We start from the raw sequence: 17,467 nt of genomic DNA, 5'->3' as shown, positions 1-17,467 counted from the left end.
TCGCGATCGGTTCATGGGATCACTCTCTGCTGCTGGCCCCGGCACCGTCCTTGCGCACGGTGTTCTTGAGGTACTCGGGAATGGGGTGTTCAAAACTCTTCAGGTAGCGCGCGTAGCTCAACGTGGCCTGGTCGCCGAGGATCGGCAGGCGGGGTCCGGCTTGTTCGCCGCCGGCCTGCAGGCGCAGCGCGGCGCGGGTGGCGTCGCCGATCTGGCTGCGCGGCCGCTCGCGCGTTGCCTGCTGTGGTGGCGGCAATGGATAGGCCGCCGCCGGCGGTGCCGGGGTGGCCAGGTCCACGCCCGGTGGTGCAGCGGGGCGGTCGACCGGTGCAGCCGGCGCGGCCGGGTCGGCCAGCATCTGCCCGGTCAGCGGGCGCTGCTGGGCCGGCGCGGCGGTGCACGCCAGCAGGCAGCCCAGGGCCAGCACGGAACGCAGGACGGCAGGCGCGGTGATGACGGTCATGGCGTGCTCTCGTTGGCATGGTCGGGACCACCGAAGCGTTCCAGCATCGACGGGGCAATACGCGCATCGCCACGCACCGGCCGCGGGCCTTCGGCGGCGACCGGTGGACGTGCAGGCGCGGCGATCTGCAGCGGCGCCTCCACGGCAGGCGTTGCCGGTGCTGCAGGCGTAGGCGGTGCGGGTGCAGCGGGTACGGTCGCCGGCAGCGGCGCGGCGGTGGCCACCGGTGCGGGGGCCGGCGTTGGCTGCCGCAGCTGGGTGGCCAGGCGTTGCACTTCCTGGCGGGCCGCGTCGGGCAGCCCGGCACTGCGCATGATCTGCTCGGCCATGCCGGTGTCGTTGCGCAGCAGCGCCCATACCGCCAGGTTGGCATTGGCCTTGACGTTGCCCGGGGCCAGTTCGGCGGCCATGGCCAGCGGTTCGCGCGCCTGCGCCAGTTGACCGGCGCGCAGCCGTGCAAAGCCGAGGTCGCCCAGGTAATCGGTGTTCAAGGGCTGCAACTGCACCGCGCGTGCCAGCGCCTGTTCGGCCTGTGCGGCATCGCCGGCGCGGGCGGCCAGCAGGCCCAGCCCGTGCCAGGCCGCTGCTGCCTGCGGGCCGCTGGTCAGGCTGGCATAGAGCGCCCGGGCGGCCTGCAGCTGGCCGGTTTCGCGCAGGCCATCGGCCTGCAGCAGGCGCAATGCCGGGGCATCGCCGTACCGCTGGCGGTAGGCATCCACATGCGCCAGCGAAGCGTAGTACGCGCCCTGGCGCTGCATCTGCGCGATCAGCTCCAGGTACATGCGCTTGTCGTCCTGGGCTGGCCTTTCATCCGGGGCCAGGTGCATCGGGTCGGGCCGGTAGGCGGTCAGCCCGCTGCTGCAGGCCGCGCTCAGCGCAACGGTGAGCAGCAACAGGCAGCAGCGCAGCGGGGAGCGGGTGGGCATCGGAGTCATCACATGGTGGCCAGGGCATGGGCCAGGGCGATGATCGCCGGGCCGGACAACACCAGCATCAACGCTGGCAACAGGGTCAGCATCATCACCACGGTCATCTTCACCGAGAGCTTGCCGACCTTTTCCTTGAGGGTGGAACGACGCTGTTCGCGCAGGCGCGCGCTGAACTGGCGCAGCGGTTCCTGCACCGCGCCACCGTGCTGATGGACCTGCAGCATCAGCTGCACCAGGCTGCGCAGGTCTTCATCGTCGAACGATTCGCCGAGCCGGCGCAGCGACTGCTGGCGGGTACGCCCGTGCATGTAGGCGATGTTGGCCTGGTGGATTTCCCGGCCGAGCACCGGGATGGCGGTGCGCAGTTTGTCGCCCAGCGTCTGCAGGCTCTGGTCCATGCTGAAGCCCACGCCCTGCAGCAGGCGCAGCAGGTCGATCAACAGCGGCAGCTCGTTGCTGACCCGGCGGCGCAGGCGCTTGGCCCAGGCGCGCAGCGCGAACTTGGGCAGCAGCACGCCGAAGGCCAGGGCGGCCAGCAGGGTCAGCGCCCGGCTCACTCCGCTGCCGCTGTACAGGCTCCAGGCCAGCAGCAGGCACGGCGCGGCCAGCAACAGGCGCAAGGCCAGGAAGGTGGCGGTGCCGGTGCGCGTATTCCAGCCGGCCTGGTCCAGCAGCAGGCGGTCTTCGGGGGCCAGCAGCGCCGCCTCCAGGCGGCCGCCGTTGCAGCGTTCGCCGAGCGCGGCCAGCCAGGACAGGCCACGTTGCACCGGTTCGGCGCCGGGCGCGGCCGATGCGTCGCTGGGCGTGCCGGGCTGGCGGCTGCGCAGCGCGCCCTGCAGGGTGGCTTCGGTGCGCTGCTGGTGGCCGCTGAGCAGCAACCAGGCCAGGCCGAGCAGGGCGATGCCCAGGGCCAGCAGCAGCAAGGCGGCGGTCCACAGCAGGCTGGCGCTCATAGCGAGCGCGCCAGCCGGTACAGCGCGAACGCACCGATCAGTTCCAGCGCCAGCGCGATGCCCAGCAACTTGTGGCCCAGCGGGGCATGCAGCACCGGCTCGAAGAACTCCGGGCTGGAGATGGCCATCAACAGCGCGCACAGCGGCGGCAGCAGGCCCAGCACCCAGGCCGACATGCGGGTTTCGGCGGTGGTGGCCACCAGTTCCTGCTGGGCCTGGTCCAGGTCGCGCATGAAATCGCTCATGCGCTGCAGGATCTGGTCCGAGCGGCCGCCGATGCGGATGCTCACTCCCAGCACCACCGCCAGCACCTCCAGCGCCTCCAGCCGGTAGGGCTGGGCCGACTGGCTCAGCGCGCGGTCCAGGTCCAGCCCGCTGCGGGTGCCCGACAAGGTGTCATCGAGCAGGCGGCGCAACGGCATCGGCACCTGCTGGGCGGCGGTCTGGAAGGACATCTGCAGGCTGTTGCCCAGCCCGGTCAGGCGCACCAGGTTGTCGAGGAAGTCCGGCAGCTGGCGCAACAACCGTTGCCGCAGGCCGTTGATCCGACGCGACACCCACAGCCCCAGCACCAGGGCGTACAGCAGCAGGGTGATCGGCCACATCCAGGCGGTGCCGATGCGCATGGCCGACACCCATGCCAGCAGCAGCCCGCCCAGCAACCACAGCACCGGCAGGCGCCAGCCCGGGCGCAGGCCGGCGCGCTGCAGCAACGCGTCCCAGCGCAGTGCGCCGTTGTGGGGCGGATTGCCCGGCACGGCTGCGGCCGCGGCCGCGCGTGCCGGCGCACCGGCCAGCGCCGGCGGTGCCGGGGTGGCGGCCAGGCGGTGCTCGGTGTGCTGCAGCGAGCTGCGCTGGCGCGCGCGGCGGCCCGCACCGGCCCACAGCTCCACGGCGATGGCCACCAGCACCAGCCCCGCACTGCACAGCAGCAGCACCGTGATCATGCTCAGTAACCTCCTTCCAGGGCTTCGCGCAGCTGGCGCCGGAACGGCTCGAGCTTGTGCGAATGCGGATGGAAGCCCAGCCCGACCCAATGGTCGCGTTCCTTGCCGTCGGCATCGAGCTGGATTTCGTGGCAGAACATTTCCTGGGTGCTGATCAGGTTGTCGCCGACCCCGGTGATTTCGGTGATCGAGACCAGCACGCGGCGGCCACTGCCCAGCCGCGAAATCTGCACGATGAAGTCGATGGCGCTGGCGATCTGCCGGCGCAGGCTGTCTTCGCTGCCCTGGAAGCCGGCAAAGCCGGCCAGCATCTCGATCCGGTACAGGCAGTCGCGCGGCGAGTTGGCGTGGATGGTGGCCATCGAACCGTCGTGGCCGGTGTTCATCGCCTGCAGCATTTCCAGCACTTCGGCGCCACGCACTTCGCCGACCACGATGCGGTCCGGGCGCATGCGCAGGCTGTTGCGCACCAGGTCGCGGATGCTGACCGCGCCGTTGCCGTCGGCGCCGCCGATGCGGCTTTCCAGGCGCACCACGTGCGGATGGTTGAGCGAGAGCTCGGCGGTGTCTTCCACCGTGATCACCCGCTCGTCGGGCGGGATGTAGCTGGCCAGCGCGTTGAGCAGGGAGGTCTTGCCCGAGCTGGTGCCGCCGGAGACCAGGATGTTGCAGCGGCCCAGCACCATCGCATGCAGCAGCGCCTGCATGGCCTGGTCGAAGGTACCCATGCGCAGCAGTTCGTCGGGGGTGAACGGGTCCTTGCGGAACTTGCGGATGGACACCATCGGGCCATCCACCGCCAGCGGGGAGATGATCGCGTTGAGGCGGCCGCCGTTGGGCAGCCGCGCATCCACCATCGGGTTGGACTCGTCCAGGCGCCGGCCCAGCGGGGCCAGGATGCGGCGCAGGATGCGCAGCAGGTGGCTGTCGTCGCTGAAACGCTGCGGGGCGCGCAGCAGCCGGCCGCCCTGGGAGACGTGGATGTCCTTGTAGCCGTTGATCAGGATGTCTTCGATGGTGGGATCGTGCAGCAGGTCTTCGAGCGGGCCGAAACCGGTCAGCTCCTTGACCAGTGCCGCGGCGACCACCTCCATTTCCGCTTCGTTGATCGGAATGCGCCATTCCTGCACGAAGCTGGCGGTCTGGGTATGCACGTAGCGCACCACCGTGTCCGGGGCCCAGGCATCGATGTCGATGCGTTCGTCTTCGATGCTGTTGAGCAGGTGCTCGTGCGCGGCGACCAGTACCTTCTGGTACTCCTCGGACTGGGCGAACGGCGGGTGCGCGGGCTCGGCCGCATCGGCGTCGGCGCGTGCCGGCGGGGGAGCGAACGGGGTCACTTTGTCTTCCATTGCAGACCACTCAGGCGGAGGACGAGTTTTTCCCGCCAGCCGCGCGGCAGGGCCCCGGCCACCGCCGGGTCCAGTCGCGCCAGCAGCGGGGTCAGGGCACGCAGGTACGGGTCACGCGGGGCATCGTGCAGCAGCAGATGCCCGTGGTTGGCGCTGGCGCGCAGGCGGTTGCAGTCGGGCAGGGTGGCCAGCAGCGGCAGCGCGAACCGCTGCGCGATCTGCGCCGGGGCCAGCCCGCCGGCTTCATCGTGGCGGTTGACGACCAGTTGCAGGCGGCCATCGCGGGCGCCGAGCGTGTCCAGTTGCTTGAGCATCAGATCCAGCGACACCAGGGTGCCGATGGCCTGGTCGGCGACCAGCCAGATGTCGTCGGCGCTGTTGAGCAGCGAGCGGGGGATCTGCCGCAGCGGCGCCCCGCCCAGGTCGCACAGCACGGTATCGAACACCCCGCGCAGGCGCTGCACCAGGACAGCCGGGTCGGCGATCGGGCCGGCCTCGCTGCCGGCCGGTTGGCCGAGCAGGGCCAGCCCGCCGGGATGGCGGGTCATCGCGGTGCGGGCCAGGGTGGCATCGATGCGGTTGGCGTTGCGCAGCGCATCGTCATAATGGAATTGACTGTCCAGGTTCAGATACAGCGCGACATCGCCAGCCGGCTGGCCCAGGTCGAGCAGCAGCAGGCTGTTGCTGTGCTGGGTGGGCTCGCTCTCCAGCGCGGTGGCTGCAGCCGGATGGCCGAGCTGCTGGGCCAGTACGCCGACATGGGCGGCCAGGGTGCTGCTGCCGACCCCGGCACGCGCACCCAGCACCAGCACCAGCCGCGCCTTGTGCGGCACCTCGGCCGGCACGGCGCGCACGCCGGCCGTACCGGCGGCGCGGCGCAGTACGGCGTCGATGTCGGCGGTGTTCGATTCCAGGTCAAGGATGTCGCGCAGGCCGGCGCGCACCGCCGCCACGATGCCGTCGACCTGGTCGCTGGCGGTGGAACCCACCGCCACCAGTGGCAGCTCGGGCAGGCTGCGCTGCAGCTGCCGGCCCAGTTCGGCCGATGCGGCGGCCTGTTCGCGGCGGTAGTCGAGCAGCACGATGCAGGCCCCGGCGCGGCGATGGGCATCCAAGGCGGTTGGCGATGCGCTGTCTTCCCAGTGCAGCGGCGTGCCCACCGGCAGCTTGGCGGCCAGTGCCGCCAGCAGGCCGCGATCGGGAGCAAGCAACACCAGGGTCATCGGCGGTGCCATCGGTTGCAGCAGCTGGAGGGGGGCGGCGGACATGGGCGGCAGGTTCCTGGCATCGGGCTCAGCGCGAGAAGCCGGGCAACTGGTCGGAGCTGGCCGGGCTCAACAGCCACGCGCCCCACACCGGCTGGTTCGGCCTGGCCTCGCGTTCGCCGGGCAGGGCCACCTCGGTGCCCTTGGCCAGCGGCTGTACCAGCCGCGGGGTGACGATGATCACCAGTTCCTTTTCCTCGCGTTTGTAGCTCAGGCTGCGGAAGAACGCGCCGATGATCGGCAGGTCGCCGAGCAGCGGTATCTTGTCCACGCTGGAGCTGACCGTGTTGCTGACCAGCCCGCCGATCACGAAGGTTTCGCCGTCGCCCAGTTCCACCGTGGTGTCGGCGCGGCGGGTGGTGATCGAGGGCACCTGCACGCCGTTGTAGGTGATGCCGGCAGCGTAGTTGAGGTCGCTGGCTTCCGGGGCGACCTTCAGCGCGATGCGGTTGGGGCCCAGCACGGTGGGGGTGACGGTCAGGCCGATGCCGAACGGCTTGAAGGTCACCGTGGTGGTGCCCAGCCCCTGCGGTTCCAGGATCGGCAGCTCGCCACCGGCCAGGAAGCTGGCGCTTTGCCCGGACAGCGCCACCAGGGTCGGTTCGGCCAGCACGCGGGCCATGCCGTTGCTCTGCAACAGGTCGATGTTGGCGTCCCAGCCATGGGTCAGCGATTTGAACACCAGCCCGAAGGCGGAGGACAGCGGGTTGGTGACCACGATACCGTCGGGCACGGTGCCGGTGCCCGAGTCGGTGGCCGGCAACACGCCCGGCAGTGACGCACCCGGACGGGTGATGCCGTAGTAGAAGCCGTTGCTGCCGCTGAAATTCTTGTTGGCAAAACTCATGCCGATCTGGCGCAGTACCGACTTGTTGAATTCCACCACCTTGACCTCGACCTGGACCACGCCGCCGCTGCCGATGGTGGACACATCGGCCAGCTGGCCGTCCTCGCCCACCGCCAGGGCGGCGGCCTTGCGGCTCTGCTGGTGGTCGAGCAGGCTGGGCGCGCTGCCCTGCAGCAGGCCTTGCTGGCCCTGCAGGGTCAGCTGCAGGTCCGGGTTGTCCGGCAGGGCACCCTGCAGCGCGCTGCGCACCTGCACCTGCAGGCGCTGCGGTTCGGCCTGCCCGCGCCGCCACAGCAGCAGGGTGGTGGTGCCGTTGGACTTGCCCACCAGCAGCGCCTGGCGTTGCCCGCGCAGCATCACCAGGTCGGCCACGCCCGGGTCGGCGATGGCCACCCGTTCCAGGTCGGCCGGCAGCGTCCACGGCCGCTGTTCGCGGGTCTGCAGGACCACATCGGCATTGGCCAGGCCCTGCACCGGGCAGGCGCCGAGCACGAGCAGCAGTGCCAGGCAGGGCAGCCAACGTGGGGCGGGGCGGTGCGCTAGGGCAGGGCGTGGCGTCATGTAGGGTCTCGGCATGGGCTCAGGGCGAGCCGCTGGGGGAGGAGGCGTCGCCGCGGATGATTTCGATACCGCGATCCAGCCGCGGCGCTGCACGTGGCGTGCTGGTCGGGTGGACGGTGGGCGCGCGCCGCGCCGCGCCGCGTCCGGCCAGGCCGTCGCTGTCGATGCCGGCATAGGCGGCGTTCTCCGGCGATTGCAGTGCCAGCCGCTGTTCCGGGCTGAGCTCGCCGCGCGCGCTGAGCACCGCCCCGGGTTGGGCGAACAGCGCCAGGTCCGGCCCGCCGACATCGGCCGGGTTGCGCAGGGCCAGGAACAGCTTGCCCTGCTGGGCGCCCAGCAGCAGCCGGTTGGCCTGCGCCACCGGTACCGCCAGCACCGCGCTGCGGATCGGGGTGTTGCCATTGTTGTTGCCGTTGCTGGTGCCACTGCTGGAGGCGCCGCTGATGTCCTGCGCGCGGCTGTCGTTGCCGGGGCTGGCGGTGGCCACACTGGCCTGTCCAGGCGCGCTGTCGGCGGCGCCGTAACTGAGCACGCGCAGCCGCGACAGCAGCAGGCGCGTCTGGGCCTGGCCGTCGCTGTGCAGCCCGGCCGGTGCCTGCAGGTTGAGGAATACATCCACATAGTCGCCGGGCAGGATGCGGTTGCCGGCGGCGACCAGTTCGTCCACCGGCAGTGCCAGCGCACGCTCGCCCGGATTCAGGCGCAACGCGTAGCCCTGCGCCATCAGGCTGCTGTCCAGCGCGGTGCCGGCGGCGATGTCGCGCACCGGCACCGCACCGGTGGCCGCGGCGATGCTGCCGTAGCCGCTGGTCGGCGCCTGCGGCGCGCCGCCGATGCGCAGGTCGGACGCGTCGATCGGGCGCCCGGCCGGCAGCGCGTTGGCCGCCTCCACCACCGGCCAGCTGCGCGGTTGCCCGGCCACCTGCGGCGACAGGGCGACCACCTCGGGCGCGGCGCGCCGGCTGACCACGATGGCGATCACTGCCAGCAGCAGGGCCAGGGCGATCAGGGCCACGGCGGCGATGCGGGTCAGCTTGAGCATGCGGTGCCTCCGGCGGAAAAGGGTGCGGGCATTCAGGGCGTGCCCAGGTCGAGCTGGGCCACGGCGGTGCTGCGGATCGGTTCGCTCACCACCCAGCCGTACAGGCGGCCGGTGCCGGGCAGGAACGGTTTGCTGCCGTAGTCGTAGCTGACCGAGACCTGCATGCATTGCGCGCTGGCCAGCCCGGCACAGGGCGCCGGGGCGGACACCACGATCGGCGGTGCGCCGGCGTTGCTGCAGTCCGGGGTCTGCCCGGCGTAGTTGAGCAGCCACTGCATCGACCGGCGTGCGGCCAGGCAGGCCGCGGCGCGGCGGTCGCTGTTGCTGGCATAGCGCAGCGAGGCGCGCGCGCCCTCGGCCGAGGCCATCGACAGGGTCTGCTGCACGGCCATGATCATCACCCCGGTATAGGTGAGCATCAGCAGCGGCACCAGTCCGAGGATCAGCATCAAGGCGAATTCGAGGGTGACCACGCCGCGTTGCCGGCGCCGGCATGCACGCACAGGGCGGACGGTCGGGCTCATGGCGTGTCTCCATAGTGCGCGTGCAGCACCACCAGCACCGTGGCCAGGGCCATATAGGCCGCGTACGGGATGCCAACCCGGCCCTGGCGTGCGCCGTGCAGCTGGCGCGCGCCGGGATGGGCGCGCCACTGTTGCTGGACGCGTTCGCTCAACCATTGCGCGCGCAGCGGCAATGCCGCGCGCAGGTGCGGCGCCAGCAGCAGGCACAGGGCATGGCCGCCGGCCAGCAGGCTGCTGATCAACCAGATCGGCAACAATGCCGACGCACCCAGCAGCAGGCCCAGCACCGCGAAATACTTCACGTCGCCGGCGCCCATCCAGCGCAGCAGGTAGAACGGCAGCAGCGCGGCCAGGCCCAGTGCCATGCCGGCCAGATGACTCCCGGGAAAAGCACGCTCACCCAACGCCCAGGCCGCCGACAACCCGGCCAGGGCGGCCACCGCGGTGCACAGCAGCCACCGGTTGGACACGCGCCGCGCATACAGGTCGCTGATGGCGACCTGCACGCTCAACAGCATGGCCAGTAGTGGCAGCAAGGACATGCGGGCTCCTCCATGGAAGGGGCACCGTCACCACGTGGGCGCTGGGCAAAGCATCGCTATTGCCGCAGGCCGCCAGGCCTGCGGGAACACCGCATCGTTGTACCCGCGCCGGCGTGCCGGCCGGTGGATGGGACTAGGTGGTGGCGCTGGTGGCCACAGCCTTGAGCTTGTCGAACAGCGTGCCGAACATGTCTTCCAGCGCGGGCTTGGCCACCACGATCAGCACCCCGGCGATGACCGCGGCAAGCAGGCCATATTCGAGTGCGGTGACCCCATCTTCTTCGGCAACGAACTTGCGGATTGAAGCGTTCATGACGGACTTCTCCTTGTTCCAGGTCAATCGATCAACTACCTGCGGGAGGACGGCCCGATCCGGTTCCACCGGGGCCTTCCAACGACCCGGGCTCCTGCCCAGGGCGCGGCCGGACTACAGCCGCTGGTCCGGCCGGTCGCTACCGGGCTGGACGTTGCGCGGACAGAAGGTGGCGGGCAGGGTCGGTGTGCGCGGGCCGGGCGCCGGCGCAGCTGCGCTCGGTGCACGGAGCGGCGTGGAATCGTCGAGCCTTGTCATTGCATCCCCCTGTTGAACCAACCCGGCTCCGCCATGGAGTTGCCGGGGTGTGCGATTGCCAAAATAGTCGGGCAATCCAAGTAAACCTAATGCACCAAATCGGCATGCCGGCCTGGAACTTTACCTTCGGCGCCGGCGCCGCGTTTTTCGTGCAGGTTTGACGTCCATTTAATGTTTATAAAGTGAAGGTGGCGTGTTTATTGCGTGATGACCTTGTGATGTCGGTTTTTTGGCGCGCTTTGCCCGGGTTTCAAGGGGTTTGCCGGTAGTTTAGGAAGTGTTGCGGCATATGCGGCTTGGCGTATTTACCTCTGTCCAGTTCAGGCATACTGGCAAAAAATGCGCATCGAATATCCGGCACTGCCGCCGATGCGCCGCAGGAGATAAGGAACATTCTTCCCGTCGTGGCACTGGCGGTGCGCGCACGGGTTTACCGCGGTTGGCATGCATGAAGCAGCAGGGCGGGTGCGGTGCGATCACGACCGCGCCGGCAGCCGGGCCAAAGGGGGCGTCACTATCATGGTTGATGGTGCAGTGGATGGCAGTGCCGGCAGCGTGCTCAGGTCCCTCGACCTGGCCACGCTCAGCGGGGTGCTGCGCGTGTGTGATGTGGAGATGGTGCTGCTTGACGGCAATGGCCCGCGCGCGGCATTGCATTCGCAGGTGCACGATGAGGCGCTGTTCTGCACGGCCGAGTTCGGCTTCCACTTCCGTGGGCGTTTCCTGCTGCCGCAGGACTGGTGCCTGCTAGGTTTCATCCACGCCACCGACGCGGCGCGCAGCTGGTGCCACGGTATTCCGCTGAGCGCCGGCATGGCCTTGACCGTGCTGCCTGAAGGCATCAGCGAATTCACCCTGAGTGCCGGCACCCGGCTGAGTCTGCTGCTGGCGCCGATGCAGCGCGTGCAGCGCAAACTGACCGACTTGAGCCTGCGCAATACCTTGCCGTCCGGGCAGGCCCTGTCGTTGTTCAGCCCCGACGGCGGGCTGGGCCCGGCGCCCCTGCAGCAGCGGTATGCGCAGCTGCACCAGCAGTTGGACCAGGGCAGCGGGTTGGCCGGCGACGCGGTGGCGTCGCTGCTGCACGAGCACGTACAGGCGCTGCTGGCGGCCGGCAATGAAGACCGGCCCGGCAACAGCCGCGCGCGTCGTACCCATTACCTGATCGCCCAGCGTGCCGAGAATTTCATGCGGCTCAATCTGCGCCGTTATATCTACATGCACGAAATCTGCGATGCGGCCGGGGTCAGCGAGCGCGCCTTGCGCTATGCGTTCGAGGATCTGTTCGGCACCTCGCCGAACCGCTATCTGTCGATGCTGCGCCTGTGCGCGGCCTGCCGTGGCCTGTCGATGGCCGATTCCAGCCGCAAGTCGGTCAAGGCCGTTGCGTTGAGCTGCGGGCTGTGGGACCTGTCCCGTTTTGCCGACAATTACCGCCGTGTCTTCGGCGAGCTGCCACGCGACACGCTGATGCGCGCCCCGGCCCAGATCGGCAGCCCGACCTGAGCTAGATGGCTCTGGCGATCGCTGCCATGCCAAGGATCGGTTCTCTTCGTTGCGGCATCGCGATGTCCGAGCCGTGCCCGGACTTACCGCCTTTTCCTACGCGCACCAGCAACGTGTGAAGGGTTGGCACGGGTGGGTTGGCGGGACTGTCGAAAACATGGATGTTTTCGCCAAGCCCCCACGGATGGGTTCACGGCGTGTCCCGCCAACCCGCCCGTGCCAGCCCAGCGCAGGCACGGATTCGCTGCTTTTGATCTGCGGCCGGCCCTCAAGCAGAACTGCTGAAGGACAAGAAACGCCGCCCCATGCACGTTTCCGGCAATCTGCCGGAATTGCGCATGCCGCTGCCGGTTATCCCCGTTGTCTTGCCGGAACGCACGCAAGCGCTGCCGGAATGAAGTGCCCCGCAGGTGACGTGGCCGCTGTAATGACCTCCAAGTGCCAACAGGCATGGATGTCGCAGCCCACAACGTCACACGGGGGAATACCTGATGAACCGCATCTTCCGACTGGTCTGGAGCCACCGGCTCAACGCGCTGGTGGTGGTCTCCGAAATTTCCACTTCCCGCGGCAGCCTCGCCGCAGGCCCGACGGTGGTGCATCTGCGCGTGCCGCTGTCGGCGTTGTCGCTGGGCCTGTCGATGGTGCTGTGCGCCGGCACGGCCTGGGCAGGTGAAAACCAGACCCTGACCGACCTGGAGGCACTGACCGCCAAGTACGCGCCGCTGCCGGTCAAGGTCGACGCCGAAGTCGCCCTGGCGGCAGTGGCGCGCAGCCGCGACAGCGCCCCGGCGCTGAGTGCGCAGGCTAATATCGATCTCAACCTGGGCCTGGGCGGCGTGAAGGCCGCAGCGCCCCGGCAGCTGGCGGTGCCGGGCACGGCCACGGTCGGCCTGCAGGTACAGGTCGGTGCAGGCAAGCCGCTGGCGCTCAACGCCGGCGTGAGTGCCGTCGCCACGCCGCAGGCCGCGCTGGGCGCAACCCTGGACGCGAAAGCCAAAGCCGGCCCGACGGTGGCGCTGGAGGCCAAGGCCGATGTCGGCGTCGATGGCGCACTGGCCAAGCTCGATGCCACCGCCGAGGCCGATGTCAGCGTCGCGCTGGGCAGCGGCGAGACCGTTACCGACGGCGTCGACGACGCGGTCACCGCGACCCTGGCCAGCGGCGTGGCCGGCGGAGTCAAGGTCGATGCGCTGGGCCATCTGGTCGATGCGGCCGACCGCAACCCCAAGCTGGTCGACGCCGGTGCGGCGGTGATGCAGACCAGCTCGCTGGGCATCGCGCCCAGCGCCAGCGGCGGCCTGCTGGGCGGGGTCGGCGACCTGCTCAGCGGGGTCGGCAGCACGGTAGGCAATCTCGTGGGCGGGCTGTTCCCGGCGCCGACCGTACAGCCGACCGCGATTCCGCCGGGCAGCCCCAAGGCACCTGCACCGGCCGACCCCAACGCCGGCCTGATCATCGGCACCGGCGGCCTGGTCGGTTCGCTGTCCACCCTGGTCGGGCCGACCGCGCAGGGCCTGCTTGGCGGCGACGGCTATGTGCGCAACGGCAACCTGGCGGTGAGCAGTGCCAACGTCATGCAGACCTATTCGGTAACCAACGTGCTGGGCATTCCGCTGGTCAACCTGACCCCGGTCGGCACCCTGCTCAACGGGCTCGACGGGGCCACCACCGGGGGCAGCTCGCACCTGACCCTGATCGGCGGGGTGACCTCGGACAGCTACATCTACAACATCAACAACGGCGACCCCAACGGCCTGCTCGGGCTGGTGCTGCCCGACCAGGCGCCAGGCTGGTCGAACACGTGCGTGGACCTGCTGGTGGCCAGCGTCGACTGCTGGGCGGTCAATGCCGCGCAGGACTACCAGGTGCTGGTCGGCGACGGCGCCTATGCCAACGGCTCCAAGGAAGTGGTGATCGGCGCCAATGCGCGCCATGAGTTGCCGCTGCAGGACGCCAACCTGGCCTTCCCCGGCGCAGGTCTGAACGACCCCACCGACCCCACCGGCGTGCCCACGGCCGACTATGCCGCGCGCATGGGCCATTCGGTGGTGGTCGGCGACAGCGCCCGCGGCACCGCCAACGGCCAGGTGCTGCTGGGTGCCGAAGCGACCTCGGACAAGGCCAACAGCGTGGCGGTGGGCTACCGCACGGTGGCCAACCGCGGCGCGCAGGCCAGCTACAGCGCCTTCGGCCTGAACACCACCCAGGTGTCGGCCGGTGAAGTGTCGGTGGGCTTTGTCGGCGGCGAACGCCAGCTCACCAACGTGGCCGCCGGCAGCGCGGCCACCGATGCGGTCAATGTCGCCCAGCTGCAGGGGGCGATCGGCCAGATCGACGCGCTGGACGGTTTTGCGGTGACCTACGACGACGACGGCGCCGGCGGTGCCAACTACCGCCGCATCACCCTGGGCGCCGGTACCGGCACCAGCACCATCGCCAACCTGGCCAACGGCGCGATCGGCGCCGGCAGCACCGAGGCGGTCAACGGCGCGCAGCTGTTCTCCACCAACCAGGCCATCACCGAGTACTTCGGCGGGCTGACCGCGTTCGACCCGGCCACCGGGGCCTGGACCGCGCCGAGCTTTGCGATCAGCACCATCTCCACCGACGGGGCAATCGCCGCGGGCGTGTACGACAACGCCACCGATGCGTTCTCGGCGGTGGACGGTTCGCTGGTCAACCTCAATACGCAGATCAGCGACATCCGCAACGGCGTGGGCAGCCGCTACCTGAAGATCAACTCCACCGGCGTCGATGCGGCGGCCGCTGGCGTGGACAGCATCGCCGTCGGTACCGGGGCCAGTGCCACCGCCGACAACGCGATCGCGGTCGGCGCCGGGGCGGTGGCCGATCGTGCCGGCACGGTGTCGGTGGGCGCGGTGGGCAGCGAACGCCAGGTGGTCAATGTGGCCGCCGGTACGCTGGCCACCGATGCGGTCAACCTGGGCCAGCTGCAGGCTTCGGCCGACGGCGCGCTGCGCTACGATGAAAACCCCGACGGCAGCGTCAACTACGCCAGCGCCACGCTGGGCAACGGCGCCGGCCCCACCACGCTGCGCAACCTGGCCGCCGGCAGCGTTACCGCACTGAGCACCGAAGCGATCAACGGCGCCCAGCTGTTCAATGCCAGCCAGGCCGTGGCCACCCACCTGGGCGGTGGCGCCACCGTGGATGCCAACGGCCTGGTGACCGCGCCCACCTACACCATCAACGCGGTCTCCAGCACCGGCCAGGTCACCCCGGGCAGCTACACCGATGTCGGCACCGCCTTCGACGCGGTCAGCCAGTCGCTGGCCAACGTGGCCGACCAGACCGATACGGTGGACAGGCTGGCGGTGAAGTACGACGTGGACGGCAGCGGCAACGCCACCAACCAGATCAGCCTGGCCGGCGACGGCAGCGGCACGGCGGTGGGGATCGGCAACCTGGCCGACGGCAGTGTGCTGGCCGGCAGCCGCGATGCGGTCACCGGCAACCAGCTGTTCCAGACCAACAATGCCCTGGTCGGCTACTTCGGTGGCACCACCAGCTTCGACCCGGCCACCAACCTCTGGACCGCGCCGACCTTCAGCATCTCCTCGGTCGGCACCGACGGCAGCGTGCTCAGCAACACCTACGGCAACGTCACCGCAGCCTTCGCCGCGGTGGATTCCTCGCTGACCAACCTCAATACCCGCATCGACCAGATCCAGCCGGGCGCGGGCAGCCCGTTCGTGCAGGTCAATTCGGCCAAGGCCGCGGCCAGCGCCACCGGTGCCAACAGCATCGCGATCGGCCCGGTGGCCTCGGCCAGCGGCAGCGGCAGCACCGCGATCGGCGATGGGGCCACCGCCAGTGCCGACAACAGCGTGGCGCTGGGCAGCGGTTCGGTCGCCAGCGTGGGCGCGCAGGCCGGCTACACCGGTGCCTTCGGCGCGGCCGGGGCCAGCAATTCGGCTGGCGAAGTGTCGGTGGGCAGCACCGGTGGCGAGCGCAAGGTCACCCACGTGGCCGATGGTTCGGACCGCTACGACGCGGTCAACGTCGGCCAGCTGCAGAACGGGGTCAGCTACGCCATCGATCAGTCCAAGGCCTACACCGACACCCAGATCAACAACATCAACAACGGCACTTCGGGGATGTTCCAGGTCAACAACAGCAACAATCTGGCCGCACCGGCGGCTACCGGGGCCAACTCGGCGGCCGGCGGGGTCGGGTCGAGCGCAGCCGGCGCCAACAGCACCGCGCTGGGCAACGGCGCCAGCGCCCAGGGCAACAATACGGTGGCGCTGGGCGCCGGCTCGGTGGCCAGCCGCGACAACACGGTGTCGGTCGGCAGCGCCGGGGCAGAGCGCCAGATCACCAACGTCGGCGATGGCAGCGCGGCCACCGATGCGGTCAACGTGCGCCAGCTGCAGGCCTCGCAGCAGGGAACCATCCGCTACGACAACAACGTCAACGGCACCACCAACCTCAGCAGCGTCACCCTGGGCAGTCCCGGCACCGGCCCTACCAGGGTCCGTAATGTCGCCGCAGGCACCGCAGGCACCGATGCGGTCAACGTGGACCAGCTGCGTGCCGGCATGAACCAGACCCTGGACTGGTCCAAGGCCTATACCGACGAACGCTTCGATTCGTTCGACCGCAACCTGCGTCGTACCGACGACCGCGCCTCGGCCGGGGTGGCCGCGGCGATGGCGGTGGCCGGGCTGCCGCAGCCTTACGAGGCCGGGCGCAGCATGGCCGCCATCGCGGCCGGCAGCTACAACGGCGAGTCGGGGGTGGCGGTGGGCATCTCCGGGGTATCCGACGGCGGCCGCTGGATCTACAAGGTGGCCGGCACCACCAACAGCCGCGGCGAAGGCGGGGTTTCGGTCGGCGCCGGGATCCAGTGGTAGGCCGCTTTCGTTGAGCTTGCTCTGTTGACCGTTCCCGCTGCCGGCACTGCCTGGCAGCGGGGATTCCAGCGCGTATCCGCGCCCAAGGGGGAATCCATGTACGCATCCATCCATACCGACCACACACCACTGCTGCGCTCGCTGTCGCTGGGCCTGGCGGTGCTGCTGATCAGTGCCTGCGCCAGTGGCGGCAAGCACAAGGACAACGCGCCTGCCGGCGCGGGCGAGGGCACCGACACCACCGCGGTCCATTTTCCCGATCCCGCCCGCGCCACGTTGAAGGAAGGGCTGTTCGTCAACGTCGACAACCTGCGCCTGTTCGCCCGCGGCATGAGCAAGCGCCAGCTGTATACCGTACTGGGCACGCCGCATTTCAGTGAAGGCATGTGGGGCGTGCGCGAGTGGAACTACCTGTTCAATTTCCGCAGCAGCCCGGGCGGGGACTACTTCACCTGCCAGTTCCAGGTGCAGTTCGATGGCAAGGGCATCGCCCAGGCCGGTTACTGGAAGCCACAGGCATGCGCGGCAGTGCTGCAGCCGCCGGCGCCACCGGCGCCACCAGCGCCGCCGGCACCGATGCCGAGCGAGCCGCTGCGGTTGTCGGCCGATGCCTTGTTCGCCTTCGACAGCGCCACCTTGACCGAGGATGGGCGGCGCAGCGTGGCCGGGTTGCTGCAGCAGGTACGCGCTGCCAGCCAGGTGCAGACCATCCAGGTGCGTGGCTATACCGACCGCATCGGCAGCGACGACTACAACCTGGCGCTGTCGCAACGCCGCGCGCAGGCGGTACGCGATGCGCTGGTGCGCGGCGGCGTGCCGCCGACGGCGATCATGGCCGAAGGCCGTGGCAAGGCCGATCCGCTGGTGCAATGCGAGCAGGCCGGGCGCCAGGCGCTGATCGCCTGCCTGGCACCGAACCGCCGCGTTGAAATCGCCGGCGTGGCGCAGCCGCGCTGAGGCCGGCTGCTACCGCCCACGCGCCGCGTTTCCCCTCCGCTGTGACCTTGGCCGATGCGGCTCTCCCCGCATCGGCCAAGGCGATGTTTTGACCTGGTTCGTCGGTCACGCGTGATGTCTCCCCCGTC

General features: G+C 69.8%; 14 protein-coding genes. 3 read left to right on the top strand and 11 right to left on the bottom strand.

Annotated features, from left to right (window positions below; all coding sequences use genetic code 11):
• Positions 1–19: 19 nt before the first annotated feature.
• The 11 genes from AC3ITM_RS10775 to AC3ITM_RS10725 all read right to left on the bottom strand — a co-directional run bounded on the left by AC3ITM_RS10775 (position 20) and on the right by AC3ITM_RS10725 (position 9,738).
• Positions 20–463 carry a DUF3613 domain-containing protein gene (locus AC3ITM_RS10775; RefSeq protein ID WP_489264908.1) on the bottom strand — a complete coding sequence of 148 codons (444 nt, stop codon included), beginning with the start codon at positions 461–463 and terminating at the stop codon, positions 20–22.
• Complete coding sequence (locus AC3ITM_RS10770) at positions 460–1,389, bottom strand: tetratricopeptide repeat protein (RefSeq protein ID WP_489264906.1); 930 nt, start codon at positions 1,387–1,389, stop codon at positions 460–462. The genes AC3ITM_RS10775 and AC3ITM_RS10770 overlap by 4 nt, the downstream gene beginning before the upstream one ends.
• An 8-nt stretch (positions 1,390–1,397) precedes the next feature.
• Positions 1,398–2,345, bottom strand: coding sequence for a type II secretion system F family protein (locus AC3ITM_RS10765; protein WP_489264905.1), 948 nt, complete (start codon positions 2,343–2,345; stop codon positions 1,398–1,400).
• Entirely contained in the window at positions 2,342–3,292 is a 951-nt protein-coding gene (locus AC3ITM_RS10760) for a type II secretion system F family protein (protein ID WP_489264904.1), read from the bottom strand. The genes AC3ITM_RS10765 and AC3ITM_RS10760 overlap by 4 nt, the downstream gene beginning before the upstream one ends.
• Positions 3,293–3,294: 2 nt before the next feature.
• Complete coding sequence (locus AC3ITM_RS10755; RefSeq protein WP_489264903.1) at positions 3,295–4,644, bottom strand: TadA family conjugal transfer-associated ATPase; 1,350 nt, start codon at positions 4,642–4,644, stop codon at positions 3,295–3,297.
• A complete protein-coding gene (locus AC3ITM_RS10750) occupies positions 4,629–5,912 on the bottom strand; it encodes a CpaE/TadZ family protein (protein ID WP_489264901.1) in 1,284 nt (427 codons plus the stop codon). The genes AC3ITM_RS10755 and AC3ITM_RS10750 overlap by 16 nt, the downstream gene beginning before the upstream one ends.
• Positions 5,913–5,937: 25 nt before the next feature.
• Positions 5,938–7,317: a type II and III secretion system protein family protein gene (locus AC3ITM_RS10745; protein WP_489264899.1), complete on the bottom strand. Its 1,380-nt coding sequence runs from the start codon at positions 7,315–7,317 to the stop codon at positions 5,938–5,940.
• A gap of 19 nt (positions 7,318–7,336) precedes the next feature.
• A complete protein-coding gene (gene cpaB / locus AC3ITM_RS10740; protein WP_489264897.1) occupies positions 7,337–8,359 on the bottom strand; it encodes a Flp pilus assembly protein CpaB in 1,023 nt (340 codons plus the stop codon).
• A gap of 32 nt (positions 8,360–8,391) precedes the next feature.
• Positions 8,392–8,883, bottom strand: a complete 492-nt coding sequence (locus AC3ITM_RS10735) for a TadE/TadG family type IV pilus assembly protein (protein WP_489264895.1) — start codon at positions 8,881–8,883, stop codon at positions 8,392–8,394.
• Positions 8,880–9,425, bottom strand: coding sequence for an A24 family peptidase (locus tag AC3ITM_RS10730; RefSeq protein WP_489264894.1), 546 nt, complete (start codon positions 9,423–9,425; stop codon positions 8,880–8,882). The genes AC3ITM_RS10735 and AC3ITM_RS10730 overlap by 4 nt, the downstream gene beginning before the upstream one ends.
• 133 nt (positions 9,426–9,558) lie before the next feature.
• Positions 9,559–9,738 (bottom strand): Flp family type IVb pilin, encoded by a 180-nt coding sequence (locus tag AC3ITM_RS10725; protein WP_228885520.1) that lies wholly within the window; start codon positions 9,736–9,738, stop codon positions 9,559–9,561.
• Positions 9,739–10,515: 777 nt separating this feature from the next.
• Between AC3ITM_RS10725 and AC3ITM_RS10720 the strand changes: the two genes are divergently transcribed.
• From AC3ITM_RS10720 to AC3ITM_RS10710, 3 genes are all read left to right on the top strand, one after another.
• Positions 10,516–11,502 carry a helix-turn-helix domain-containing protein gene (locus AC3ITM_RS10720; protein ID WP_489264892.1) on the top strand — a complete coding sequence of 329 codons (987 nt, stop codon included), beginning with the start codon at positions 10,516–10,518 and terminating at the stop codon, positions 11,500–11,502.
• Between the two features lie 491 nt (positions 11,503–11,993).
• Positions 11,994–16,382 (top strand): YadA-like family protein, encoded by a 4,389-nt coding sequence (locus AC3ITM_RS10715; protein ID WP_489264891.1) that lies wholly within the window; start codon positions 11,994–11,996, stop codon positions 16,380–16,382.
• Positions 16,383–16,478: 96 nt separating this feature from the next.
• Positions 16,479–17,339, top strand: coding sequence for an OmpA family protein (locus tag AC3ITM_RS10710; protein WP_489264889.1), 861 nt, complete (start codon positions 16,479–16,481; stop codon positions 17,337–17,339).
• The last annotated feature ends 128 nt before the right edge of the window (positions 17,340–17,467 follow it).

It is taken from the genome of Stenotrophomonas sp. KH_029, from assembly GCF_057839765.1.
The sequence above is the reverse complement of the archived record's forward strand: the minus strand, read 5'-3'. Positions and strand labels throughout refer to the sequence as shown.